Raw genomic sequence first — 21,484 nt, 5'->3', positions numbered from 1 at the left:
CCCTTCGGCGGCGGATCGCAAGCCGGCAGCGCGGCGGCCGGCTACGCAGGCGACGGTCGGGTTCCCGCAGGACGCATTCCTGTTGTTCTTGCGCAACACTTCGAGGCGGAAGGCTCTACCGGGCGGGCGGTTCGATCGCCTGGAGTTCGTTGGCCGGCAGGCCCGCCGCGGGCTGGGCGACGGCTGCGGGCCGTTCGCCGCGCGCGCGCGCCGACAGGGCGACGGTGAGTTTCTCGGCCGGTTCGGACTGCATCAGCGCCAGCACCTCGGCCATCTTGCGCGGGTTCATGGCGACGACGATCGGGACGAGGACGTCGAGGCCGAGCCGGTCGAACACCCGCGCCGCATCCTTGGGCTTCATGGTCTCGTACATCGTCACGATGTTCTTCAAGGCGGCGCGCTCGGCCTCGGCCCGCTGGGCCGGTCCGCCCTCCCCCGTCTCCTCGCCGCGCTGGAGCACGGGGACGCTGTCCTCGAGCTTCTTCTCGACGCCGCCGAGCATCTGCTCGCGCAGGTCGAGGGATTCGCTGCGCTGCTTGAGGGCGTCGCGGCGGGTCCCCAGACGCTCGAGGATGGCGCGCTCGCTCGCCGGGATCGCCTCGGGCGGTGGCGACGAGGGTGCCTTGCCCGGCGGCTCCTGTTTGACCTCGAGGATGGCGGGCGGCTCCTCCTTGGGCGTCACCGAACCGGTGGTGGTCGGGTCGATGGGTTCGTAGCCGGTGCGGGCCTTGGCGAGGACGCGGGCGAAATCCGGCAGCGGCGTCCCGGCCGGCGGCGGTCCCGGCGGGGGCGCATCCTCGACGGCGATGGCCGACAGCTTCAGGACGAGCAGCCCGGCGGCGGCGAGGGTCACCGCGTCGATGAGCCGGAGCCGGAAGGGGCGCGGCGGCTTGAGCGCCGACAGGCGGACCGGCGAGGTCATGCGGCGCGGCTGCGCAGGCGCCCGAGGGCACGCTCGGACATGGCCAGGGCCGCCGCCGCGGCGACGCCGATCCGCTCGCCGTTCGGGCTGGCGGGAGGGAGGGCCGGCGCGTCCACGACCGAGGGGACGGAGCGCGGGACGGGGCGGGGTGCGACCGTGATCTCCGGTTCCCGCGCGCGCGCGGGCACATCGACGGGGCGGCCCGGCTGCGCGTTGGAAACGATGGCCGCGATCCGCGCGATGACGCCGTGCCCCGCCTCCACATGCGCCGAGAGGTCGGCGGCGTAGCGTTCGGCTGTGCCGAGGCGCTCGGCCAGGGTGCGGTCGCACTCGTCGAGGGTGGCGCGCAGGCCGGCGATGGCGCGCTCGGCGGTGGCGCTCGCGGTCACGAGGTCGCCGATGGTCTGGCGCAGGGCGGCCTCGTCGCCCTTCAGCTTGGTGATGCGCCGGCTGAGCCGCATCGAGGAGACGATGGTCGCCACGAGGAGGATCGCCACGAGGATGTCGGCGGTGAGGGTGACGAGGAGGCTCATGGCGCAGGCTCACCCGTCGTTGCGGTTGTTCATGGAGGCCTCGAAGGCCTGGAGCGTGGTCCGCGAGCGCCGGAGGGGGCGCGTCAACTGGACCGCGATGTTGTCGTCGATCCGTCCGATCCGCCCCTGCGTCAGGGCCCAGTCGCCGCAGCGCACGGTGATGAGGTCGGAGGGCTTGGTATCGAACATGATGGTGTCGCCGACCTTGAGCGAGAGCACCTTCTTGAGGGGCAGCATCATCTCGTGCAGCACCGCGTCCATCTGGGCATCGGCCTGCCAGATCTCGGTGGCGAGGTGGCTTTCCCAGACGTGGTCGCGGCCGAGCTTCTCGCCCATGAAGCTCTGCATGAGCAGTTCACGGATCGGCTCGATGGTGGCGTAGGGAAACAGGATCTGGAGCTGTCCGCCGCGCCCGTCCATGTCGAGCTTGAGGCTGATCAGGATCGCGGCGTTGCCCGGCCGGGTGATGGTGGCGAAGCGCGGGTTGGTCTCGATCCGGTCGATGGCGAAGCGCACCGGCGAGAGCGGCTGGAACGAGAGTTCGAGGTCGGTGAGGATGATCTCCACGAGCCGACGGACGAGCTGCATCTCGATCGTCGTGAAGGGGCGCCCGTCGAGGCGGGTGGAGGTGCCGCCGCGCTTGCCGCCCAGGAGCAGGTCGAGGGTCGAATAGGCGAGGTTCGATTCCACCGTGACGAGGCCGGAGTTCTCCCAGGCGTCGGCCCGGAACACGCCGAGCAGGGTCGGTAGCGGGATCGCGTTGAGGTAGTCGCCGAACCGCACCGAGGTGATGTTGTCCAGCGTCACCTCGACGTTGTCCTGGAAGAAGTTGCGCAGGCTCGTCGACAACAACCGGATCATCCGGTCGAAGACGATTTCCAGCATCGGCAGGCGTTCGTACTGGACGACGCCCGAATCGACGATGGCACGCACGCCGCCGGCACCCGAGGCCGACAGCTCGCGCAGGGAGAAGCCGAGGACGCCGTCGATCTCGTCCTGGTTCAGGATGCGGTCGTTGCCGGCCAGCTCGGGGAGATTGTCGGTCTCCCCGTCCTCGATCATCGTCGCCCATTCGGCCGCGACGTCGCCCGAGGTGTTGGTGGTGCCCTGCTCGGCGAGAGCCGCACCCCATTCGTCGGCGAGGGAGTCGCCCCCGCCCTCGTTGTTCTGTTCGATCAGGGCAGCGGCCCAATCGTCCTCTTCGATCTCGTCTCCGGGTCCGGCCATGGCTGTCTCGACTGCGCTCCGACGGGCCTCAGGTCACGGGCTCGGACCGGATCGGTCCGAGGGGATGGAGATCGGCACGGGCCATGGCGAGGGTCGTCACTGGACCACCACTTCCTTGAACAGAACGGCCTCTGCGCGGGCCGGATGGATCGCGACGTTGACCCGACGCAGCAGCTCCTCGCGCAGGCGATAGATGCCCGCCGAGCCGGTGAGGTCGGTGGCGCGCAGTTCGCGCAGGTAGACCTGGAAGGTGTCCTCGATGCGCGGCATCAGGGGCTTTACCTCCCCCTCGACCTTCGCATCCTTCAGTTCGAGGGCGATCCTGAGCTTGGCGAAGCGGGCCTTGTCCTGGCCGGGCTCGCTGCTGAGGTTCACCAGCATCTCGCGCACGTCGAGGAAGACGACCGGTACCTTGACGACCGCGGCCGGGTCGGGATGCGCCTCGGGGGACTTCTTCTTCATGAGGAAGAAACCGCCGCCGCCGCCCGCCAGCAGCAGTACCGCAGCCGCGATGACGAGGAGCTTCTTCTTCGACTTGACCGGGCCCTCGCCCTCAGCGGCTTCGCCCTCGGCGGGGGCCTTCTTCGGCTTCTTGGCCATCTGACGCGCCCCCGGACGAAACGAACGATGCCGACCGATTAAGGAGGCCGGCTTGTGCGAGGCACACCGCGCCCGCTCCGAGGCTCAAGATATCGATCGTGACGGTTAACGTGTCGTTAAGGCGGCAAAAGCTGCCGGGTCGGATCTGCCGTAGGCACCGGGGCTTCCCCCCTCCGTTTCATCTCGAGCGTCCATCAAACCATTCATAAGTCAAAGGAAATTGGATCGTCCGATCGTGGCACGGCCCATGCGCTGATGGTTGGTGCCGCTGCGGCTTGAGGCTTGGTCGACCGATGCAAAACGCCCTCTTCGTGGGAGTCTCGAGCCAGATGGCGCTCCAGCGCGAGCTGGAGGTGATCGCCAACAACATGGCCAACGTCTCCACCAACGGCTTCAAGTCGCGCAACAGCCGCTTCCAGGAGTACCTGATGCCGGTGGCGAGCGCGGATTCGTTCCAGCGGCCGGACCGGCGCCTCTCCTACGTCATCGACCAGGGTACCGCCCTCGACCTCGCCCAGGGGCCGATCGAGCAGACCGGCAACCCGCTCCACGTGGCGGTGCGCGGCGAGGCCTTCCTGGTGGTGCGGACCCCCGCCGGAGAACGCTTCACCCGCAACGGCGCCTTCGAGACCAACGCGCAGGGCACCCTCGTCACCAGCGACGGCTATCCGGTGCAGGGCGACGGCGGCCCGATCCAGATCGGTCCGCAGGAGACGGGAATCGCCATCGGCCCGGACGGGACGGTCTCGACCAACCTCGGTATCCGCGGCCGGGTGCGCCTCGTCACCTTCGCCAACCCGCAAGCACTGCGCAACGAGGGCACCAACCTCTATGCCGCCGACGCACCGCCCCAGCCGGCCGGCCTCGCGGGGCGCCTCGAATCCGGGGCGCTCGAGCGCTCCAACGTCAAGGCGGTCATCGAGATGACCCGCCTGATGGACGTCAACCGCACCTACACGATGGTCTCGGGCATCGTGTCCCGCCTCGACGAGCTGCGCGGCACGGCGATCCGCCGCCTCGCCGACGTCGCTTAAAAGGAGCTTTGAGCGATGCGCGCCCTCTACGCCGCCGCCACCGGCATGGCGGCCCAGGAACTCAACGTCCAGGTCATCTCCAACAACATCGCCAACCTGCGCACCACCGGGTACAAGCGCCAGCAGCCGCATTTCCAGGATCTGCTCTATCAGAACCTGCGCCGGGCCGGCTCCTCGACCTCCGACCAGAACACCCAGCTTCCCGCCGGCCTCGCCATTGGCTCGGGCGTCAAGACGACCTCGACCGCCCGGGTGATGTCGCAGGGCACGCTGTCGAGCACCGAGAAGGACTACGACGTCGCCATCCGCGGCGAGGGCTACTTCCGCGTGACGATGCCGGACGGCCGCCTCGCCTACAGCCGCGACGGTTCGTTCGACCTCTCCGCGCAGGGGCAGCTCGTCACCCGCGACGGCTATCTGGTCGATCCCGGCATCCAGGTGCCCAACAACGCCACCAGCGTGACCATCAGCGCGCAGGGCGCGGTCCAGGCGACGGTGCCGGGCCAGACCGCGCCTCAGGCGCTCGGACAGTTCCAGCTCTCGCGCTTCGTCAACAAGGTCGGCCTCGAATCCATCGGCGACAACCTGTTCGTCGAGAGCGCGGCCTCGGGCCCCGCCATCACCGGCCTGCCCGGGGCGGAGGGCTTCGGCAACCTGCAGCAGAGCTACCTCGAAGAGGCCAACGTCAACGCGGTGACCGAGATCTCGTCGCTGATCGCGGCCCAGCGCGCCTACGAGATGAACTCCAAGGTCGTCACCGCCGCCGACCAGATGCTCTCCACCACCTCGCAGATGTTCCGTAGCTGATCGCTTCGTTGAGGGTTGCCGCCATGTACGTCCTCAAGCCCGTCCGGCAGGTCCGTCGTCCCCGCGTCATCCCCCTGGGGGCGGGCGTCGTGCTGCGCACCTTGCTGGCGCTGGCGATCCTCGGGTTCATCGCGCTGCCGGTCCTGGCCGAGCCGGCCCGGCTGCGGCTGCGCGGCGACGTCACCGCCAAGGGCGACGTGCTGATGCTCGGCGACCTCCTCGAGGGGGCGGGTGCCGAGGCGGCGCGCCACCCCCTGTTCCGGGCACCGGCGCTCGGCGCATCCGGCACCATCCAGGCCCGGCGCATCGCCGAGGCCGTGGCCCGGCTCGGGCTCGGCGAGATCGAGACCGGCGGCCGCGTCCAGGTGGCGGTCCAGAGGGCCGCCCGCCGCGTCGGCGCCACCGAGATCGAGGCCGCGATCAAGCGCGCCCTCGAATCCGGCTACGGCCTGGAGAGCCGCAGCCTGGCCCTGCGCCTCGACGGCGAATCGCCGGTCCTGCTCGCGCCGCTCGACCTCGACGGGCAGGCGACCGCCATGGACCTCACCTACGACCCACGCCTGAAGCGGGTGGCGGCGCTGATCACGCTCGGCGACCGCCAGGCCTCGTTGCGGGTGTCCGGGCAGATCGTGGAGATCCGCGAGGTCGTGGTGCTCGGACGCGCGCTCAACCGGGGCGAAGCCGTGACCGCGGCCGACGTCGCCATCGAGCGGCGTCCGCGCGAGGCGACGCCCGCCGACGCCCAGGCGGGAACGGCGAACCTCTTCGGGCAAGTGGCGCTACGGACCCTCGGCGCCGGTGCCGTTCTGCGCTCGGGCGACGTGGCCCCGCCCGATCTCGTCACCCGCGGCGAGGCGGTGACCCTGGTCTTCGACAGCCCGGGCCTCAACCTGTCCCTGCGCGGCCTCGCCAACGAGAGCGGCAAGCTCGGCGGCATGGTCGGCGTCACCAACCCGATCTCGAAAAAGGTGGTGACGGGCACCGTGATCGGTCCCGGCCGTGTCTCCGTGGGGCCGGCCGCCCCCGTGCGCCAGGCCAGCGCCGCCCTCGATCCGGCGCGCTGACGGTCCCGATGCCCTTCGCTGTCCTCCCATCCGGTAGTCCGATGACCGCATCCCGTTCGATCCGCGCCGCCGCGATCCTCGTCGCCTGCGCCGCCCTCGGTGCCTGCAACACCGTCGACCGCCTGTCGCAGATCGGGGCGACGCCGCCGCTCTCCGCCATCGAGGACCCCACCGCCCAGGCCGGCTACAAGCCGGTGCGGCTGCCGATGCCGGACGTGCAGCCGGTGTCCTATGCGCCGAACTCGTTGTGGCGCACCGGCTCGAGGGCGTTCTTCAAGGATCAGCGGGCGGCGCGGATCGGCGACCTCGTGACCGTCAAGGTCAACGTTACCGACAGGGCCAACCTCAACAACGAGACCAAGCGGTCGCGCACCAACTCCGAGAACGTCGGACTTCCCAACGCCTTCGGCCTGGAAAGCAACAAGGCCGTCCTCGCTGCCGGCATCGACCCGTCGTCGCTCGTGAGAGGCACCTCCGACACGACGAGCGAAGGCGCCGGATCGGTCCAGCGCAACGAGACCGTCACCACCAGCATCGCGGCGATCGTCACGCAGATCCTCCCCAACGGCAATCTCGTGGTGGAGGGCAAGCAGGAGATCCGGATCAACTTCGAGGTCCGGGAACTCGTGGTGGCCGGCGTCGTCCGACCCGAGGACATCGAGTCGGACAACACGGTCGAATCGACCAAGATCGCCCAGGCACGCATCGCCTACGGCGGCCGCGGCCAGATCACCGACGTGCAGCAGCCGCGCTACGGTCAGCAGCTCGTGGACGTGCTGCTGCCGTTCTGATCGACGCCCGCGCTCAGTGCTCGGTGCCCGGACGGTTCGGACGCGGGGCCTCGCCATGGGCTTGCGTGAAGGCCGACCGTTTGGGATCGTTCTTGGATTGCGCGACACGGGCCCGCTGCCACAAAGCGACCGCGATGACGATGGCCAATGTCGCGATGGCCAGGACTGGAATGAGGACGTCGCTGTTCATGATGGGCTTCCTGTAAAGACTGTCTCTACGGGCAAGCCGGAACGAGGAATCAATGTTCCTCCGGCCGAGCTTGTGACGCCGTGGTTGGGCCGAGATCGTGCGGCGGCCCACTGGCGCAGGCACGAGCCGCCCAACGGTGCGAGGCGATGCGCATCTTGCTTATTCGACGGGGCGGGTTCATTGGCGACGACGGGCCACTCCTCCCCAACGAGGAGCTTTCATCTGCAAGGATGACGCATCATGAACCGACCCGACCAGCGTCCCCGCGTGCCGAACTTCTCCTCCGGCCCCTGCACCAAGCGTCCCGGATGGACGGTGCAGGCCCTGGAGAACGCCGCCCTCGGGCGCTCGCACCGCTCCGCCGTGGGCAAGGCCAAGCTCAAGCAGGCGATCGACCTCACCCGCACGGTGCTGCGCGTGCCGGCCGACTACCGGATCGGTATCGTTCCGGCCTCCGACACCGGCGCCGTCGAGATGGCGATGTGGTCGATGCTGGGCCCCCGGACCGTCGAGGTCGCGGCTTGGGAAGCCTTCGGTTCCGAGTGGGTCACCGATGCGCTGCACGAGCTGAAGATTTCGCCCATCGTCCACCAGACGCCCTACGGCACCGTTCCCGACCTGTCGAAGATCGACACCCGGCACAACGACGTCATCTTCACGTGGAACGGCACCGCCGCCGGCGCGCGCGTGCCCAACGGCGACTGGATCGCGGCCGACCGCGAGGGCGTCACCATCTGCGACGCGACTTCGGCCGCCTTCGCGATGCCGCTCGATTGGGACAAGCTCGATGTCGTGACCTTCTCCTGGCAGAAGGTGATGGGCGGGGAGGCCGCGCACGGCATGATCGTGCTCTCGCCCCGAGCGGTCGCCCGCATCGAATCCAACACCCCGGCCTGGCCGATCCCGAAGGTGTTCCGGATGGCCAAGGACGGCAAGCTGATCGAAGGCATCTTCAAGGGCGACACCATCAATACGCCCTCGATGCTGGCGGTCGAGGACTACCTCGACACCCTGGCGTGGGCGGAGAGCATCGGCGGGCTCGACGCGCTCCACGCACGGGCCGACGCCAACGCCAAGGTCATCCACGACTGGGTGGCGCGTACCCCCTGGATCGGCCATCTCGCCGTCGATCCGGCGACCTACACCAACACCGGCGTGTGCCTGGTGATCGCCGATCCCGACGTCCTCGCCCACGGCAACGCCGCCGTCGCGGCGGTGGCAAAGGGCATCGCCGACACCCTCGACGCCGAAGGCGTCGCCTACGACATCGGGGCGTATCGCGACGCGCCCGCAGGCCTGCGGATCTGGTGCGGCGCCACCGTGGAGGCATCCGACCTCGAGGCCCTGACGCCGTGGCTCGACTGGGCCTTCGCCGTGGAGAAGGCCAAGCTCGCCAAGGCGGCCTGAAAGGCGGCCTGACGGCCGGGACGACGGCCGCCGCATCGTCCGGGATGCGGCGGCGCGCGCGAGGCGGTCGTCCCGGCGGCTATTCCGCGGCCTTCACGTAGGTCTCCGGCGGTGGGCAGGAGCACATCAGGTTGCGGTCGCCGTAGGCGTTGTCGACGCGGTTGATCGGCGGCCAGTACTTGTCGATGCCGCGCGATCCCGCCGGGAAGCAGGCGGCCTCGCGCGAATACGGGCGTTCCCAGGCGCCGACGAGATCCTGCACCGTGTGGGGCGCGTTCTTGAGCGGGTTGTTCTGGCGGTCCATCCGGCCCGCCTCGATGGCGCCGATCTCCTCGCGGATCGCCAGCATGGCGTCGCAGAAGCGGTCGATCTCGCCCTTGGTCTCCGATTCGGTCGGCTCGATCATCAGCGTGCCCGCCACCGGCCAGCTCATGGTCGGCGGATGGAAACCGCAATCGATCAGGCGCTTGGCGATGTCGTCGACGCTGACGCCGGCGCTCTTCTGGAACGGCCGCACATCGATGATGCATTCGTGCGCGACGCGGCCGTTCTGCCCCGCATAGAGGACTTGGAACGCGCCCTCGAGCCGGCGGGCGATGTAGTTGGCGTTGAGGATCGCGACGCGGGTCGCCTGCGTGAGGCCGCGCCCGCCCATCATCAGGCAGTAGCTCCACGAGATCGGCAGGATCGAGGCCGAGCCGTAGGGCGCCGCCGACACCGCTCCCTCCTCGCCGGTGCGCGGATCGCCCGGCAGGAACGGGATCAGGTGCGCTTTGACGCCGATCGGCCCCATGCCCGGTCCGCCGCCGCCGTGGGGGATGCAGAAGGTCTTGTGCAGGTTGAGGTGGCTGACGTCGGCGCCGATGTCCCCGGGGCGGGCGAGACCGACGAGCGCGTTGAGGTTGGCCCCGTCGAGGTAGACCTGCCCGCCCCGCTCGTGGACGATGTCGCAGATCTCGCGCACCCGCGTCTCGAACACGCCGTGAGTCGAGGGATAGGTGATCATGCAGGCCGAGAGGCGGTCCCGGTACTGGTCGGCTTTCGCCAGGAAGTCGTCGATGTCGACGTTGCCCTGCGGGTCCGCCCCCACCACCACCACGCTCATGCCGCACATCTGCGCCGAGGCCGGGTTGGTGCCGTGGGCCGAGGACGGGATCAGGCAGACGTCCCGGTGCCCCTCCCCCCGCGACAGGTGCCAGGCCCGGATGGCGAGCAGGCCCGCGTATTCCCCCTGCGCGCCTGAGTTCGGCTGCATCGAGATCGCATCGTAGCCGGTGATCGCGCAGAGCTTCTCCGACAGGTCGTCGATCATCTCGTGGTAGCCGGCCGCCTGATCCGTCGGCACGAAGGGGTGGATCTCCGAGAACTCGGGCCAGGAGATCGGCAGCATCTCGGCGGTGGCGTTGAGCTTCATCGTGCAGGAGCCGAGCGGGATCATCGCCCGATCCAGCGCCAGGTCGCGGTCGGCGAGGCGGCGCATGTAGCGCGTCATCTCGCTCTCGGCCCGGTTCATGTGGAAGATCGGATGGGTGAGGTAGGGGGAGGTCCGTACCAGGTCCGCGGGCAGGCGCGGGGTCGGCCAGGCCTCGTCGTAGACGAGATGCTCGCCGCCGAAGGCACGCCACACCGCCTGGACGATGTCCGGCCGGGTGCGCTCGTCCACGGTGATCCCGATGCGGTCGTTGCCGACCTTGCGCAGGTTGACGCCGTTGGCGACCGCCTGCCGGAGGATGAGCCCCTGGAACGCCCCGACCTCCACGGTGATGGTGTCGAAGAAATGCGTCGGCGCGACGGTGAAGCCCAAGCTGGCGAGGCCGTGTGCGAGCCTGACGGCGTCGCGATGGACCCTGTCGGCGATGGCGCGCAGCCCGCGCGGACCGTGGAAGACGGCGTACATCGAGGCCACGACGGCCAGGAGCACCTGCGCCGTGCAGATGTTCGAGGTCGCCTTCTCGCGCCGGATGTGCTGCTCGCGGGTCTGCAGGGCCAGCCGATAGGCGCGGTTGCCGCGGGCATCCACCGAGACGCCGACGAGCCGTCCCGGCAGGGTCCGCTTGTGCGCGTCCCGCGTGGCCATGTAGGCGGCGTGCGGGCCACCGTATCCCATCGGCACGCCGTAGCGTTGCATCGAGCCGACGGCGATGTCGGCCCCCATCTCGCCGGGCGGCTTCAGCAGCGTCAGCGCCAGGGGATCGGCGGCCATCACCGCCACGGCCCCGGCCGCGTGCAACCGCGCGATGGCATCGGAGACATCGTGGATCGCCCCGCCGACGCCCGGATACTGGAAGACGGCGCCGAACACCGCCCCGGGGTCGAGGTCGGTGGCCGGATCGCCCACGACGATGCGCCAGCCGAGCGGTGCCGCCCGCGTCCGCAGCACCGCGATGGTCTGCGGCAGGCAATCGCGGTCGACGAAGAAGGCGTCGGCCTCGCTCGAAGCGATGCGTCTGGCCATCCCCATCGCCTCGGCCGCCGCGGTGGCCTCGTCCAGGAGCGAGGCGTTGGCGACATCGAGGCCGGTGAGGTCGCAGACCAGGGTCTGGAAATTGATCAGGGCCTCGAGCCGGCCCTGGCTGATCTCGGGCTGGTAGGGCGAATAGGCGGTGTACCAGGCCGGGTTCTCGAAGATGTTGCGCTGGATCACCGGCGGCATCGTGGTGCCGTGGTAGCCCTGGCCGATCAGCGAAACGAGGAGGCGGTTCTTGTTCGCGATCTCGCGCATGCGCTCGATCGCCCGCCGCTCGGTGAGCGAACGCCCGAAATCGATCCGTTCCGCTTGGCGGATGCCGGCGGGCAGGGTCTCGTCGATGAGGGCGTGCAGGCTCGGCGCACCGACCACCGCCAGCATCTCGCCGATCTCGGCCGTCGTGGGACCGATGTGACGGCGATTGGCGAAATCGTAGGGATCGTAGCGGTCATCGCTCATGGGGATGCCTCGTGATCGGGAAGGAACGACGGCAAACGGATCGCACTCCCCGCCCCCCACCCAAGTCGGACCTTCGGACCTTGGACGACGGACGTGCGGATCTCGCAGACGCTCGGGATTCGTGGGGGAGGAGGGCGCCGCCTACTTCGGGAAAGCCGCGTAGGCGGCCTCGTCCATCAGCGCCCCGAGGGCGGCGGGGTCGTCGAGGCGCATGCGGTAGAGCCAGCCGGCACCCTGGGGGTCGCCACCCACGACCGTCGGGTCTTCCACCGCCGCGGCGTTGACCTCGGTCACGGTACCGTCGAGGGGCGCGTAGACGTCGGAGGCCGCCTTGACCGATTCCACCACCGCCGCGGCCTGGCCCTTCGTCAGCCTGGCCCCGACCTTCGGCAGCTCGATGAAGACGAGGTCGCCGAGCTGCTCGGCCGCGTGGGTCGTGATGCCCACGGTGGCGATGTCGCCCTCGCCCCGCAGCCACTCGTGCTCGTCGGTGAATCTCAGCATCGTTCGCTCCTCGGCTTGGAAAGGAAGGGTCAGCGGCGCTTGAAGCCCGCGGCGACGAAGGGGAGCGTCGCGACGGCGACGGGAACGCGCTGGCCGCGCACCTCGGCGAACAGGCGGGTCCCGACGTCCGCATGGGCCGCCGGGCAGTAGCCCATGGCCACGGGGCCTCCGACGCTGGGGCCGAAGCCGCCCGAGGTGACGGCGCCGATCGCGTCATCGTCGTCGGCGCCGGCAAAGAGCGGAGCCCCTGCCCTCACCGGCAACCGCCCCTCCGGCCGCAGCCCGACGCGGCGGCGGGCGGGACCCGATGCGAGGGCCGACAGGACCCGCTCCGCTCCCGGAAATCCGCCCGCGCGTGTCCCCCCGGCGCGGCGCGCCGGCTGGATCGCCCAGGCGAGACCGGCTTCCACCGGATCGGTGTCGGGCCCGATATCGGCGCCGTAGAGGCAGAGCCCCGCCTCCAGCCGCAGCGAATCGCGGGCTCCGAGCCCGACCGGCCGGACGCCGTCCTGCGCCAGGAGCGCCCGGGCGACCGGCTCCGCCGCATCCGCGGGCAGCGAGATCTCGAACCCGTCCTCGCCGGTGTAGCCGGAGCGCGTCACGATCGCCTCGGCGCCGAGGACGACGACCCGCCGGACGTCCATGAAACGCATGTCGGCGACCTCCGGGGCGAAGGCCGCGAGGGCGACGACCGCCGCCGGGCCCTGCAGCGCGATCAGGGCCCGGTCGAGGCGCGCGACGTGGCAGACCTGCGACAGGCAGGATCGCAGGTGGGCCTCGTCGGCGCCCTTGCAGGCCGCGTTGACGACGAGGATCAGGCGATCGCCGAGATGGGCGACCATCAGGTCGTCGCGGATGCCGCCGGCCTCGTTCGTGAAGAGGCCGTAACGCTGGCGACCGGGCGCGAGGCCGAGCAGGTCGACCGGCAGCAGGGCCTCGAGGGCGCGCAGGGCATCGGCGATGTCGCCCGAGCGCGGCGTCACCGCGATCTGTCCCATGTGCGAGACGTCGAACAATCCCGCCGACGCCCGCGTGTGGAGATGCTCCGCGAGGACGCCGGCCGGATACTGCAACGGCATCGCGTAGCCCGCGAAGGGGACCAAGCGCGCGCCGAGGCGACCGTGGAGGGCATGGAGCGGCGTCCGAAGGACGGAATCGCCGGGACTGGAGGCCGCAAACGGCTGCATCGGAAAACCCCGCACAAGAAAGGCTCCGGACTGCTCGGACGAGCGTTCCGGTTGCCCCCATCTGTCGCGGTTACCTGAGAGCTTCTCCCAGACGCCGAAACGACGCCAGGATTTCTCCTTCGGTGGACGCCCTCAGGCGCCTCTCTCCAGATTGTCCAACGATTGCGGTGATTGTGCCTGAGAGTTTCCGGGGGTGGTTGCTCCGTCGGCGCCATGACGAACGCAACGTTCGCCTGGGCTCTCCCGCATCGTCGTATCGGACGCGGTCAAGGTGTCACGTCGTCCGGGTTCATGCAACCCCGGCGTTTGCCGGACATCGACCCGAGCAAGGTCGACGAGACGCCTTGCCAGACCGGCGGTCACGCTCCGGGCGGGCCGGACGGCATCCCCCGCGGGTGGCGACCCAATCAAACTGGGAAACGGGAACTCGGTCCGGCCGATGGTCGAAACCGGATCGGCAAATGGCGTGTCCGACAGCCACAATCGGGCATGACGCGATGGAGCGGGCGATCGGGATCGAACCGACGACATTCAGCTTGGGAAGCCCTGGTAGGCCTTTGGTTTCATTGACCCTTGTTCCTCGTCGCACAACGACGAAGGGAACATGTCGTGGGTAAAAAAACGAGAAACGCCGTCGCGGGGGTGAAGGCCCGCAACGGCGCTGAACAGAAGGTCTTGGGGAAGAACCTCAGCGCCAGCAGTACCGCTCTGCGCCCTCCCCTGGCAAGCCGTCTGGTCGCCCTGATCGACCGGGACGGCACGGTCGCCGGCCTGTTCCGGCAGCCTGCCGACGCGCGTGCCTTCCTACAGGGAGGCCATGCCTGATGGCTGCATTACCCAGCGCCGCTCAGCGCAGGCTCAAGCGGCTCACGGCTGAGAACGAGACGAGCATCCTCGCCGACGCGCGCTTCTTCGAGCGCCGGCCTGATCGAAACCACCGCATCCGGCTCGCCTCGCGCGCCGAGGTCGAGATGATCAGGCTCCTGCATCCCGACAACGTCATCACGCCGGGAATGCGCTGGTACACGTCCGTCCGGCAGATCCGGAAAGGAGTGCGTCTCCGGGGCTTCACGATCGGGCTCGCAGACCTCGACTGCGACGAGACCGAGGAGGTCTGCCGGTCGGTCTACGAGCGGGGGCGCAGCACCCGCGAGGTGGAGATCGAGCAGTCCCTGCGTCTGGCGATGGAGGCGCGGTCATGACTGAGCGCCTCGAAGCCGCCCTCTACCTTGCCAGCCGCGGCGGGCGGGTGTTCCCCCTTCATGGCATCCGCCCGGCGCCCGATGGCCACCTCGTCTGCACCTGCGGCAAGGCCGAGTGCACGGACGCCGGCAAGCACCCCATGGCGAAGTTGGCGCCGAAGGGCCCGACCAACGCGACCAACGAGGAAAAGATCGTCCGGCGCTGGTTCACCTGCGAACCGCTCGCCAACATCGGCCTGGTGACGGGCCCGACCATCGTTCTCGACGTGGACCCGCGCCACGGTGGCGACGAGAGCCTGCGGGGCCTGGAGGCCGAGCACGGGGCGTTGCCCGAGACGTGCCGCTCGATCACGGGCGGCGGTGGCGAGCACATCTTCTTCCGGCCCCCGGCCGGGGTGAAGATCGGCAACAGCGTCGGGGACAAGGGCGGCCTCGCCCCCGGCCTCGATATTCGGAGTGCGGGCGGCTACATCGTCGCCCCGCCGAGCCTGCACGTCTCCGGGCGCTCCTACGCCTGGTCGGTGGACCATCACCCCGACGACGTCCCGCCGGCACCGATGCCGGACTGGATGGTGCGGGCGCTTGGGCAGCCAGGAGCCGGCACGTCGCGCAATCCGGCCGAATGGCGCCAGCTCGTCGCCGACGGTGTTGCCGAGGGCGGGCGTGACGTCGCCGTCACCCGCCTCGCCGGCCACCTGATGCGCCGATACGTCGACCCAGGCGTGGTGCACGAGCTCCTTCAGGCCTGGAATGAGGCGCGCTGCCAGCCGCCGCTGAACCCCGCGCAGGTGACGAAGGTAGTCGGCTCCATCGCCCGGAAGGAGCTTCGGCGCAGGGAGGCTCAGCATGGCAGCCGGGCTTGAGGATATCCTAAGTCTGGCGGAGTTCAGCCAGCACCGTGGCGCCCGCGGTGGCAACGGCGACCTCCTCACCGAGGACCATGCCGCCCGAACCTTCGCCGAGCGCTATACCGGCGAGCTTCTGTTCTGTCACGACACCGGTAAATGGCACGAGTGGACCGGCGCGGCCTGGGTGCCGAACCGCCAGGGTAAGGCCTTCCAGTGGGCTCGCGAGCTTGCCCGCGAGTTGTGCGCCGACGAAGACCCGAAGACCCGGTATATCGCCTCGAAGGTCAGCTTTGCCGGTGGCGTCGAGAAGTTCTGCCGATCCGATCCGGTCTTCGCGACGACCATCGACGGCTGGGACCGCGATCCGTGGGTGCTGGGCACGCCCGGCGGGACGGTGGACCTGCGCACCGGCCAGTTGCGCGAGGCCCGGCGCGAGGACCGCATCACGAAGCTGACAGCGGTCACCCCGGCCGAGGCGTCGGACTGCCCGACCTGGTTCCAGTTCCTGCAGGACGTCACGCAGGGCGATGCCGGCTACATCCGGTTCATCCAGCAATGGGCCGGGTACTGCCTGACCGGCGACACCAGCGAGCAGGCCCTGTGCTTCGCCTTCGGTGGCGGCGGTAACGGCAAGGGCGTGCTCATCCACGTCCTGGCCGGGATCCTGAAGGACTACGCCCTCAACGCGGCCATGGAGACGTTCACGGCGGCCAAGCACGACCGCCATCCCACCGAGATCGCCGCCCTTCGCGGGGCCCGCCTGGTCACGGCCTCCGAGACCGAGCAGGGCCGGCAATGGGCCGAGAGCCGGATCAAGCAGCTCACCGGCGGCGACGTCATGCGAGCGCGCTACATGCGCCAGGACGAGTTCGAGTTCATGCCGGTGCTCAAGCTCCTCATCATCGGCAACAACAAGCCGGGGCTCTCCAGCGTCGATGACGCCGCCAAGCGCCGGTTCAACCTCCTGCCATTCCTGTTCAAGCCGGCGGTGCCCGATCCGAGGCTGGAAGAGAAGCTGCAGGCCGAATGGCCGGCGATCCTGCGCTGGATGATCGAGGGCTGCCTCGACTGGCAGGCCAACCGCCTCGTGCGGCCCGACGTCGTGAAGGACGCCACCGACGAGTACTTCACCGCCCAGGACACCTTCAGCCAGTGGTTGGAGGACAGGTGCATCGTGGACAAGGCGAACAGCTATCGGATGGCCACGACGCAGGAGCTGTTTGCCTCCTGGTCTGAGTACACGAGGCTCAACAATGAACCGACTGGCACCCAGCACTCCTTCGGCGACCGGATGGAAAAGCTCGGGTTTCGGAAGAAAAAGCACGTCCCGACTGGGGTCGGTGGACGGGCGCGCGGATACGAAGGGGTCGAGGTTCGGCCACAGGCTGGCCATGGGCCAGAGTGAGTTGGGGCGCTTTGGGGCGCTTCCTCCGGTCTCCCCGCACACGCGCACGTGCGCGAATAGCAAGGTAACCGGATGGACCGCCCCAAAGCGCCCCAGCAGGACCGCGGTCGATGGTCGGCGGTGGTCTAACCCTGCCTACTGGTTGCCGATCGACGGCCCACCGGACGTTCCGCCAGTGCCGGGCGGACCACTCGTCGGCGTGCCGCCAATATTCACGCCAGGCGTGGTTCCTGGGACAGACGCGGGGCTCGGATTGCCAGGGATGGGCTGGGCAGGACGCTCGTCCACATCCGACGCCTCGGGCACTCTGCCGGGGGCCATTGACGGCGTCATCACGCCCGTGTTCCCGGCGCCGCCAGTCGGCGCCAGCGTCTCCGCAGCTGCGGACCCTACGAGCACGCTGGTCAGTGCGGCGGCGATGGCGATCTTCGTGCGTGTCATGGAAGCGTCCGTACGACTGCGGTGGGCCATGAGGCTGAGTGAGATGAGGCGGGTTGAGGCGGGTTCGCCGTACTGCACGCACACGCGCACGGGCGCGAATAGCGAGGTAATCGGAAGGGGCGCCTCAACCTGCCTCAATGGATACTATGATGCTTTGAGCTCAATCAGCTTTCGGCCGATGTTGTACAAACGCTTGTCATCTTCATGCGCGCACCTCGCTAAGTTGGCCTGCTTATGGCTGTCTCGCTGGCCTAAATTAAACGCCTCGATGACATGTCCCATTTCCTTATGGTCGCCTTTACTCAAAGCTTCTTTTAATTCGGTGCGGCCTTTCACGGCTTCGCCTTGGTTCAGGCTCCAATCCAAGTCCTCTTTAACTGATTTCCAGTTCGCGGACATTTTTCCCTCCCTTGCCCCAGAGGAGCAAGCAAGATGATACGCTCCTTTTCCATCCCGTCGAGCCGCATCAGGTTTTGGAAAGCCCGCGAGGCCAAGCCATGACTGAGGTTGAGCGGCAGGCGGTGCAGCAACGGCACCTTCCAACACCGAGGGTTATGCACAGCACTCCCTGCTGCCTGATCCCCTTCGACCGGCGTGAGGGGCTGTCCCTGGCCCAAGCCGCCAAGATCGCCGGCAAGTCGGTCGACACTGTCCGCCTCTGGTGCCTGAACCATGACATCGGCCGCCGGGTCGGCGGTGGCTCATGGGTCGTGAGCCGGGTCGCCCTGACGATGTTCCTCGATGACGATCGGCATGCCCTGAATGCTTACCTCTCCGGGAGCCGTTCGGAGCAGGACGTGGCGCCGTACTTCCATCGTCTCGGCCTCGATAGCCTGTTGAGGGACTGGGCGAGATCGGCCTGAAACCTCCGAAGATCCCGAAGCCGTCGGTAGTCCCGGACGGCTCTGATCGGGCATCCTCTGCACACCTTCAAGTCCCTACCCGAGGAGCCCGTCGTGCAGACCGCCGCCCGTTCCATGACCTTCCCCGAGTTCCTGCGATTCCGGGCCGAGCGCGGTGTCGCCGATGCCGTTCTGGAGGCGGCTCGCAAGCGTCGCACGTCGGCCTCCGAGTACCTGCGCCATGCCCTCCGTACTCAGCTCGTCAGCGATGGCGTCGATCTCCCACCGCTGGAGCCTGCAGCCAACCGCAACGCAGCCTGACCCGCACCGAAGGAGAGCGCCACTATGGCTAAAGCCAAACCCATTCCGACGAGCACCAACTCGGAGACCGAACTCACCGGCCTCATCACCACCCGTACCAATCTGCAGGCACGTCAGTCCGCCCTCGCCGTCGAGGTCGATCAGGCCGTCGCCACCCGTCGTCGGCTGCTGATCGAAGACGGTGACGCCGCCGCCATCGCCGAGGCCGAGCGTGCCTGCCGCGAGATCGAGGGTACGGCCTACGGCATCACCGACGCCCTCACGGAGATCGAGCGCCGCATCAGCGAGACGGAAGCCCGGATCGAGGTGGCCCGGGTGGATGCCGAGCGGGAGCGTGTTGCCGGCGGCCTGGAGCAGAACGCCAGCGAGATCGAGGCCGCGGCCGCCAACCTAGCCAAATCCCTCGCCGCCGTCGCCAAGGCGCACAGCATGCTCGCCATCACCATCAGCGGTGCGGCGGCCGGCCAGTTCGACCCCGCATATGGCACAGCGAGCCCGGTCAACGTCGCCAACGCCCTCGTCCTGCAGGGCCTCATCCATGCCATGCCCGGGCTGGAGATCCACGCCGAGGTGAATCCCTGGTCGATTTACGGCATGCGCCAGCCGGTCGAGGGGACGGACCCGGCTGCGACGGCCAGCGCCTTCGGCCAGCGCCTCCGCGAGGTCGCCGATCAGATCCGCAAGCAGGAGATCGGCCAGGAGCTTCCGATCCACTACGATGCTCTGCCCGACTTCACCCCGGCCGGCGACGAGGTGCAGGTCTTCGTGATCTCCCCCTTCCAGTACATCGGCGCCGACCGCGTTCCGACGATGGTCACCTCGCCGAGCACGAACCTCCCGCGCCCGGTTGCCGAGCGTGCGATCGAGTTAAGCGTCGCTTCGGACCATCAGTCCCGTGAGTGGCAGGCCGCTCACCAGGATGCAGGCTCCCACGCTGCCGTCCGCGGGCGTTTCGGCTGGGAGGACTGCGTCGACATCGAGTTCGATCTAGCGGCCTGGCGGCGAGCCGAGACCGAACGCCAGCGTAGCGCCTGGCTCACCGATCAGCGTCAGGCCGCCTGATCTGAGATCGCCGGGAGTTCCTCTCCTTCGCCCGGCGTAGGCACCCGCGGCAGGCGCGTGGCTCAGGCCATGGCCGCGGGTGCCACCCCTATACCGACCGGCAGGGACCCTACGCCCTCAGATCGTATACGGGTGGTCGGGGCCCCCAGTGTTTCTAGCGCGAGAGGCTGAATTCTAGGTGCGCACGTCCAGCCCCGGCCCGGTATCCCGTCGCCAGTTCGCAAAGATGCTTGGCGTGACGGAGAGCGCCGTCCGCAGCGCCATAAAGAACAACCGCATCAATGTTTTGCCAGACGGCCGGATTGATCCGGTTTCGGCGCGGGCGTCCTGGGCCGGCAAGACAGACCCGTCACGCAGCAGGGTGCGCACCTTTGGTAAAGTGCGCACTCAGGGTGCGCATGATGGTGCGCACCAAAGTGCGCAGGTAAAAACCGAGAAGGATGCCCGCGAAGCCATCACCCTGATTGCCCGCATCCTGTCCGAAGAAGGCATGCAGGACGACGGCAAGGGAGTCGACTTCGGCAAGGTGCGTACCGCCGAGTTGATCCTGAAGGCGCGTCAGCGCGAACTCGATCAGGCTGAACAGGCCGGCAAGCTCGTCGAACGCGTACTGGCCGAAAAGCTGTTCTTCGACACCGCCCGCGAGAACCGCGACGCTTGGCAGTCTTGGCCGGGTCGGATCGCCATCACGATGGCCGACGAGCTCAACGTGGACGCCCGAGCCCTCACCACCATCCTCACCACTTACGTCCGTCAGCACCTCGCCGAGATGGGCGAGCCTGAGGCGGGACCCCTTCGACGGTAGTTCGGCGAATGGGCCTATTAACCGACACGCTGTCGGTGCGGAAATGGAGGCAGAGACGCTCGACCCCTTCTCAGGGCTTGACCGATAAGGGGCTGAGCCAGGGTCGGGTGGCCGTGATTGCAGTGACTCTCGAAGGGTGCTCAAACCCAACATCAAACTGCCATATGGACCTCGAACACACTAGATTTGGATAGCAAATCGGTTGATTCAGCGCGGCGTTTAGCACCGCACCCGTCGGGATCGCCATGGCCAAACTTATCTTCACTCACCCGCAGGACCACCCGCGCGAGACCTACTTCGCAACGAGCGGATCGCTGATCGTCGGCCGGATCGACTGCATCTCTGCCGGCCCTGCTTCTGACGAACAGTGGATGTGGGGCATGCAACTCGACATCGGAGCAACGCCTTTCCGCCGGGGCGCGACTGTCGGATCCCTAAAGGAGGCATCGGCCGCTTTGGCGATCGCCTGGAGCGATTGGAAGCTCTGGGCTGGACTGCAGGATATCGAAGTTGCGGAGGCGGTGGCTCCTGCCGTGGAGGCTACACCGTCTCTGGTAGGGCTACCGCAGTTTTGACGGGAGATCCTGCCGCACGATGACGACGCGATCGCGGCTCACTGACGGTTGTATCGAGGACTCGCAGTCACCTTCACCGCAGGCCCCGTACCGCCATTTCCTCCGGTGCATTCTCGGCCGCCTCTAGGCGTGCAAGGAGTCTCCTGACGTCGACCGGCTGGTAGCCCCATGCGTCAGCGCCGACATCACACGACCGGCTGGTGTCCGGCAGGCAGGCATGCGTGTGGCCATAGAGGTGGCGGGTTTCTCGCCAGAACCCCGGCCAGGACCGGTGCGGATAGTGTGAGAGGAAGAGCCGCCATGGCCGGCCCTCGGCATCCCGGACAGTGATGCGAGCGTTCTCGACGGGCGGATCGGCCCACGGAAGGTCGAGCACGCGGTTCGTATCGTGGTTGCCACGCACGCGGCGCTTGATGCCGTTGAGGCGGGTAAACACGGCGGCACAATGCTCACGGCTGGCGCCGGCAGCGAAATTGCCGAGGTGCCAAACCTCGTCGGACGTTCCGACAACCACGTTCCAGAGATCGATCAGCGCCTCATCATGTCCCTCGACGGAGCCGAAAGCATTTTAGCGCCAGTGCACGAGCGGCGCATCGCCAAAGTGCGTGTCGGCCGTGAAGAAGGTTGTCATGCGGCCTATGGGTGAGATGCGCTCACTGTGAGCAAAAGACGGCAGTGTCGTCGCAGATGGAAATGGGAAAGACTTCGGGAGCAGCGGGTCGGCGCTCTGTCGCTTGCTTTGCAAGACAGTTCCGAGGATCCAGAGGCATGGTAGCGGATCGAAGTGCATA

The 21,484-nt window shown here is 68.3% G+C and carries 23 protein-coding genes, 1 pseudogene and 2 riboswitches; of the genes and pseudogenes, 14 read left to right on the top strand and 10 right to left on the bottom strand.

Annotated elements, in window-relative coordinates; translation table 11 throughout:
- Positions 1–115: 115 nt before the first annotated feature.
- The 4 genes from ASG40_RS07410 to fliL form a co-directional block, all read right to left on the bottom strand.
- A complete protein-coding gene (locus ASG40_RS07410) occupies positions 116–922 on the bottom strand; it encodes a MotE family protein (RefSeq protein WP_055883082.1) in 807 nt (268 codons plus the stop codon).
- Positions 919–1,455, bottom strand: coding sequence for a DUF6468 domain-containing protein (locus ASG40_RS07405; protein ID WP_055883080.1), 537 nt, complete (start codon positions 1,453–1,455; stop codon positions 919–921). The genes ASG40_RS07410 and ASG40_RS07405 overlap by 4 nt, the downstream gene beginning before the upstream one ends.
- Positions 1,456–1,464: 9 nt before the next feature.
- Positions 1,465–2,682 carry a flagellar motor switch protein FliM gene (gene fliM, locus ASG40_RS07400; RefSeq protein WP_055883078.1) on the bottom strand — a complete coding sequence of 406 codons (1,218 nt, stop codon included), beginning with the start codon at positions 2,680–2,682 and terminating at the stop codon, positions 1,465–1,467.
- 96 nt (positions 2,683–2,778) lie between these two features.
- On the bottom strand, positions 2,779–3,282 hold the full coding sequence (gene fliL / locus ASG40_RS07395) for a flagellar basal body-associated protein FliL (RefSeq protein ID WP_055883076.1): 504 nt from the start codon (positions 3,280–3,282) through the stop codon (positions 2,779–2,781).
- Positions 3,283–3,575: 293 nt separating this feature from the next.
- Here fliL and flgF point away from each other — a divergent pair, with 293 nt between their 5' ends.
- From flgF to flgH, 4 genes are read left to right on the top strand one after another with little or no spacing between them, the layout of a single operon-like run.
- The gene (gene flgF, locus ASG40_RS07390; RefSeq protein WP_055883074.1) at positions 3,576–4,316 is read left to right on the top strand and encodes a flagellar basal-body rod protein FlgF; all 741 of its coding nucleotides are present in this window, start codon (positions 3,576–3,578) and stop codon (positions 4,314–4,316) included.
- Positions 4,317–4,331: 15 nt separating this feature from the next.
- A complete protein-coding gene (gene flgG, locus ASG40_RS07385; RefSeq protein WP_055883072.1) occupies positions 4,332–5,123 on the top strand; it encodes a flagellar basal-body rod protein FlgG in 792 nt (263 codons plus the stop codon).
- Positions 5,124–5,146: 23 nt separating this feature from the next.
- Complete coding sequence (gene flgA, locus ASG40_RS07380; protein WP_055883070.1) at positions 5,147–6,187, top strand: flagellar basal body P-ring formation chaperone FlgA; 1,041 nt, start codon at positions 5,147–5,149, stop codon at positions 6,185–6,187.
- Positions 6,188–6,228: 41 nt separating this feature from the next.
- Complete coding sequence (flgH, locus tag ASG40_RS07375; protein ID WP_055883067.1) at positions 6,229–6,978, top strand: flagellar basal body L-ring protein FlgH; 750 nt, start codon at positions 6,229–6,231, stop codon at positions 6,976–6,978.
- A 13-nt stretch (positions 6,979–6,991) separates the two neighbouring features.
- On the opposite strand, the gene ASG40_RS21635 is transcribed toward flgH, so the two are convergent.
- Entirely contained in the window at positions 6,992–7,168 is a 177-nt protein-coding gene (locus ASG40_RS21635; RefSeq protein ID WP_200944214.1) for a hypothetical protein, read from the bottom strand.
- Positions 7,169–7,408: 240 nt separating this feature from the next.
- Between ASG40_RS21635 and ASG40_RS07370 the strand changes: the two genes are divergently transcribed.
- Positions 7,409–8,575: a phosphoserine transaminase gene (locus ASG40_RS07370; protein ID WP_055883065.1), complete on the top strand. Its 1,167-nt coding sequence runs from the start codon at positions 7,409–7,411 to the stop codon at positions 8,573–8,575.
- Positions 8,576–8,654: 79 nt separating this feature from the next.
- On the opposite strand, the gene gcvP is transcribed toward ASG40_RS07370, so the two are convergent.
- The 3 genes from gcvP to gcvT all read right to left on the bottom strand — a co-directional run bounded on the left by gcvP (position 8,655) and on the right by gcvT (position 13,192).
- Complete coding sequence (gene gcvP, locus ASG40_RS07365) at positions 8,655–11,501, bottom strand: aminomethyl-transferring glycine dehydrogenase (RefSeq protein WP_055883063.1); 2,847 nt, start codon at positions 11,499–11,501, stop codon at positions 8,655–8,657.
- A gap of 141 nt (positions 11,502–11,642) precedes the next feature.
- The gene (gene gcvH / locus ASG40_RS07360; RefSeq protein ID WP_055883062.1) at positions 11,643–12,005 is read right to left on the bottom strand and encodes a glycine cleavage system protein GcvH; all 363 of its coding nucleotides are present in this window, start codon (positions 12,003–12,005) and stop codon (positions 11,643–11,645) included.
- 29 nt (positions 12,006–12,034) lie between these two features.
- Positions 12,035–13,192 carry a glycine cleavage system aminomethyltransferase GcvT gene (gene gcvT, locus ASG40_RS07355; protein ID WP_055883060.1) on the bottom strand — a complete coding sequence of 386 codons (1,158 nt, stop codon included), beginning with the start codon at positions 13,190–13,192 and terminating at the stop codon, positions 12,035–12,037.
- A gap of 57 nt (positions 13,193–13,249) precedes the next feature.
- A riboswitch (glycine riboswitch) is annotated at positions 13,250–13,346 on the bottom strand.
- 1 nt (position 13,347) lies between these two features.
- Positions 13,348–13,448, bottom strand: a riboswitch (glycine riboswitch).
- Positions 13,449–13,765: 317 nt separating this feature from the next.
- On the opposite strand from gcvT, the gene ASG40_RS07350 reads away from it, so the two are divergent.
- From ASG40_RS07350 to ASG40_RS07335, 4 genes are read left to right on the top strand one after another with little or no spacing between them, the layout of a single operon-like run.
- A complete protein-coding gene (locus ASG40_RS07350; RefSeq protein WP_156387618.1) occupies positions 13,766–14,017 on the top strand; it encodes a hypothetical protein in 252 nt (83 codons plus the stop codon).
- Positions 14,017–14,394, top strand: coding sequence for a hypothetical protein (locus tag ASG40_RS07345; protein WP_055883056.1), 378 nt, complete (start codon positions 14,017–14,019; stop codon positions 14,392–14,394). The genes ASG40_RS07350 and ASG40_RS07345 overlap by 1 nt, the downstream gene beginning before the upstream one ends.
- On the top strand, positions 14,391–15,257 hold the full coding sequence (locus ASG40_RS07340) for a bifunctional DNA primase/polymerase (RefSeq protein WP_055883054.1): 867 nt from the start codon (positions 14,391–14,393) through the stop codon (positions 15,255–15,257). The genes ASG40_RS07345 and ASG40_RS07340 overlap by 4 nt, the downstream gene beginning before the upstream one ends.
- Positions 15,241–16,647, top strand: a complete 1,407-nt coding sequence (locus tag ASG40_RS07335; RefSeq protein WP_055883053.1) for a phage/plasmid primase, P4 family — start codon at positions 15,241–15,243, stop codon at positions 16,645–16,647. The genes ASG40_RS07340 and ASG40_RS07335 overlap by 17 nt, the downstream gene beginning before the upstream one ends.
- Before the next feature lie 585 nt (positions 16,648–17,232).
- On the opposite strand, the gene ASG40_RS21110 is transcribed toward ASG40_RS07335, so the two are convergent.
- Positions 17,233–17,487, bottom strand: coding sequence for a hypothetical protein (locus ASG40_RS21110; RefSeq protein ID WP_156387617.1), 255 nt, complete (start codon positions 17,485–17,487; stop codon positions 17,233–17,235).
- A 98-nt stretch (positions 17,488–17,585) separates the two neighbouring features.
- On the opposite strand from ASG40_RS21110, the gene ASG40_RS07330 reads away from it, so the two are divergent.
- From ASG40_RS07330 to ASG40_RS07310, 5 genes are all read left to right on the top strand, one after another.
- The gene (locus ASG40_RS07330; RefSeq protein WP_244480554.1) at positions 17,586–17,951 is read left to right on the top strand and encodes a helix-turn-helix domain-containing protein; all 366 of its coding nucleotides are present in this window, start codon (positions 17,586–17,588) and stop codon (positions 17,949–17,951) included.
- Between the two features lie 93 nt (positions 17,952–18,044).
- Positions 18,045–18,251 (top strand): hypothetical protein, encoded by a 207-nt coding sequence (locus ASG40_RS07325; RefSeq protein ID WP_055883051.1) that lies wholly within the window; start codon positions 18,045–18,047, stop codon positions 18,249–18,251.
- A 24-nt stretch (positions 18,252–18,275) separates the two neighbouring features.
- A complete protein-coding gene (locus ASG40_RS07320; RefSeq protein WP_055883050.1) occupies positions 18,276–19,313 on the top strand; it encodes a hypothetical protein in 1,038 nt (345 codons plus the stop codon).
- 226 nt (positions 19,314–19,539) lie between these two features.
- Positions 19,540–20,118: a hypothetical protein gene (locus ASG40_RS20385; RefSeq protein ID WP_082523955.1), complete on the top strand. Its 579-nt coding sequence runs from the start codon at positions 19,540–19,542 to the stop codon at positions 20,116–20,118.
- A gap of 245 nt (positions 20,119–20,363) precedes the next feature.
- On the top strand, positions 20,364–20,693 hold the full coding sequence (locus ASG40_RS07310; RefSeq protein WP_055883048.1) for a hypothetical protein: 330 nt from the start codon (positions 20,364–20,366) through the stop codon (positions 20,691–20,693).
- A gap of 73 nt (positions 20,694–20,766) precedes the next feature.
- Here ASG40_RS07310 and ASG40_RS22090 read toward each other — a convergent pair.
- Positions 20,767–21,324, bottom strand: a pseudogene (locus ASG40_RS22090) (metallophosphoesterase).
- Between the last annotated feature and the right edge of the window lie 160 nt (positions 21,325–21,484).

The sequence above is a fragment of the Methylobacterium sp. Leaf399 genome (genome assembly GCF_001424525.1).
Lineage (GTDB): Bacteria > Pseudomonadota > Alphaproteobacteria > Rhizobiales > Beijerinckiaceae > Methylobacterium.
This window is presented reverse-complemented; position numbering and strand designations above follow the sequence as displayed.

What these genes read in the sequence shown, in the direction of transcription:
- ASG40_RS07410 (WP_055883082.1), bottom strand. Translation starts at nt 922, where the DNA reads ATGACCTCGCCGGTCCGCCTGTCGGCGCTCAAGCCGCCGCGCCCCTTC.
- ASG40_RS07405 (WP_055883080.1), bottom strand. Translation starts at nt 1,455, where the DNA reads ATGAGCCTCCTCGTCACCCTCACCGCCGACATCCTCGTGGCGATCCTC.
- fliM (WP_055883078.1), bottom strand. Translation starts at nt 2,682, where the DNA reads ATGGCCGGACCCGGAGACGAGATCGAAGAGGACGATTGGGCCGCTGCC.
- fliL (WP_055883076.1), bottom strand. Translation starts at nt 3,282, where the DNA reads ATGGCCAAGAAGCCGAAGAAGGCCCCCGCCGAGGGCGAAGCCGCTGAG.
- flgF (WP_055883074.1), top strand. Translation starts at nt 3,576, where the DNA reads ATGCAAAACGCCCTCTTCGTGGGAGTCTCGAGCCAGATGGCGCTCCAG.
- flgG (WP_055883072.1), top strand. Translation starts at nt 4,332, where the DNA reads ATGCGCGCCCTCTACGCCGCCGCCACCGGCATGGCGGCCCAGGAACTC.
- flgA (WP_055883070.1), top strand. Translation starts at nt 5,147, where the DNA reads ATGTACGTCCTCAAGCCCGTCCGGCAGGTCCGTCGTCCCCGCGTCATC.
- flgH (WP_055883067.1), top strand. Translation starts at nt 6,229, where the DNA reads ATGACCGCATCCCGTTCGATCCGCGCCGCCGCGATCCTCGTCGCCTGC.
- ASG40_RS21635 (WP_200944214.1), bottom strand. Translation starts at nt 7,168, where the DNA reads ATGAACAGCGACGTCCTCATTCCAGTCCTGGCCATCGCGACATTGGCC.
- ASG40_RS07370 (WP_055883065.1), top strand. Translation starts at nt 7,409, where the DNA reads ATGAACCGACCCGACCAGCGTCCCCGCGTGCCGAACTTCTCCTCCGGC.
- gcvP (WP_055883063.1), bottom strand. Translation starts at nt 11,501, where the DNA reads ATGAGCGATGACCGCTACGATCCCTACGATTTCGCCAATCGCCGTCAC.
- gcvH (WP_055883062.1), bottom strand. Translation starts at nt 12,005, where the DNA reads ATGCTGAGATTCACCGACGAGCACGAGTGGCTGCGGGGCGAGGGCGAC.
- gcvT (WP_055883060.1), bottom strand. Translation starts at nt 13,192, where the DNA reads ATGCAGCCGTTTGCGGCCTCCAGTCCCGGCGATTCCGTCCTTCGGACG.
- ASG40_RS07345 (WP_055883056.1), top strand. Translation starts at nt 14,017, where the DNA reads ATGGCTGCATTACCCAGCGCCGCTCAGCGCAGGCTCAAGCGGCTCACG.
- ASG40_RS07340 (WP_055883054.1), top strand. Translation starts at nt 14,391, where the DNA reads ATGACTGAGCGCCTCGAAGCCGCCCTCTACCTTGCCAGCCGCGGCGGG.
- ASG40_RS07335 (WP_055883053.1), top strand. Translation starts at nt 15,241, where the DNA reads ATGGCAGCCGGGCTTGAGGATATCCTAAGTCTGGCGGAGTTCAGCCAG.
- ASG40_RS21110 (WP_156387617.1), bottom strand. Translation starts at nt 17,487, where the DNA reads ATGTCCGCGAACTGGAAATCAGTTAAAGAGGACTTGGATTGGAGCCTG.
- ASG40_RS07330 (WP_244480554.1), top strand. Translation starts at nt 17,586, where the DNA reads ATGACTGAGGTTGAGCGGCAGGCGGTGCAGCAACGGCACCTTCCAACA.
- ASG40_RS07320 (WP_055883050.1), top strand. Translation starts at nt 18,276, where the DNA reads ATGGCTAAAGCCAAACCCATTCCGACGAGCACCAACTCGGAGACCGAA.
- ASG40_RS20385 (WP_082523955.1), top strand. Translation starts at nt 19,540, where the DNA reads ATGCTTGGCGTGACGGAGAGCGCCGTCCGCAGCGCCATAAAGAACAAC.
- ASG40_RS07310 (WP_055883048.1), top strand. Translation starts at nt 20,364, where the DNA reads ATGGCCAAACTTATCTTCACTCACCCGCAGGACCACCCGCGCGAGACC.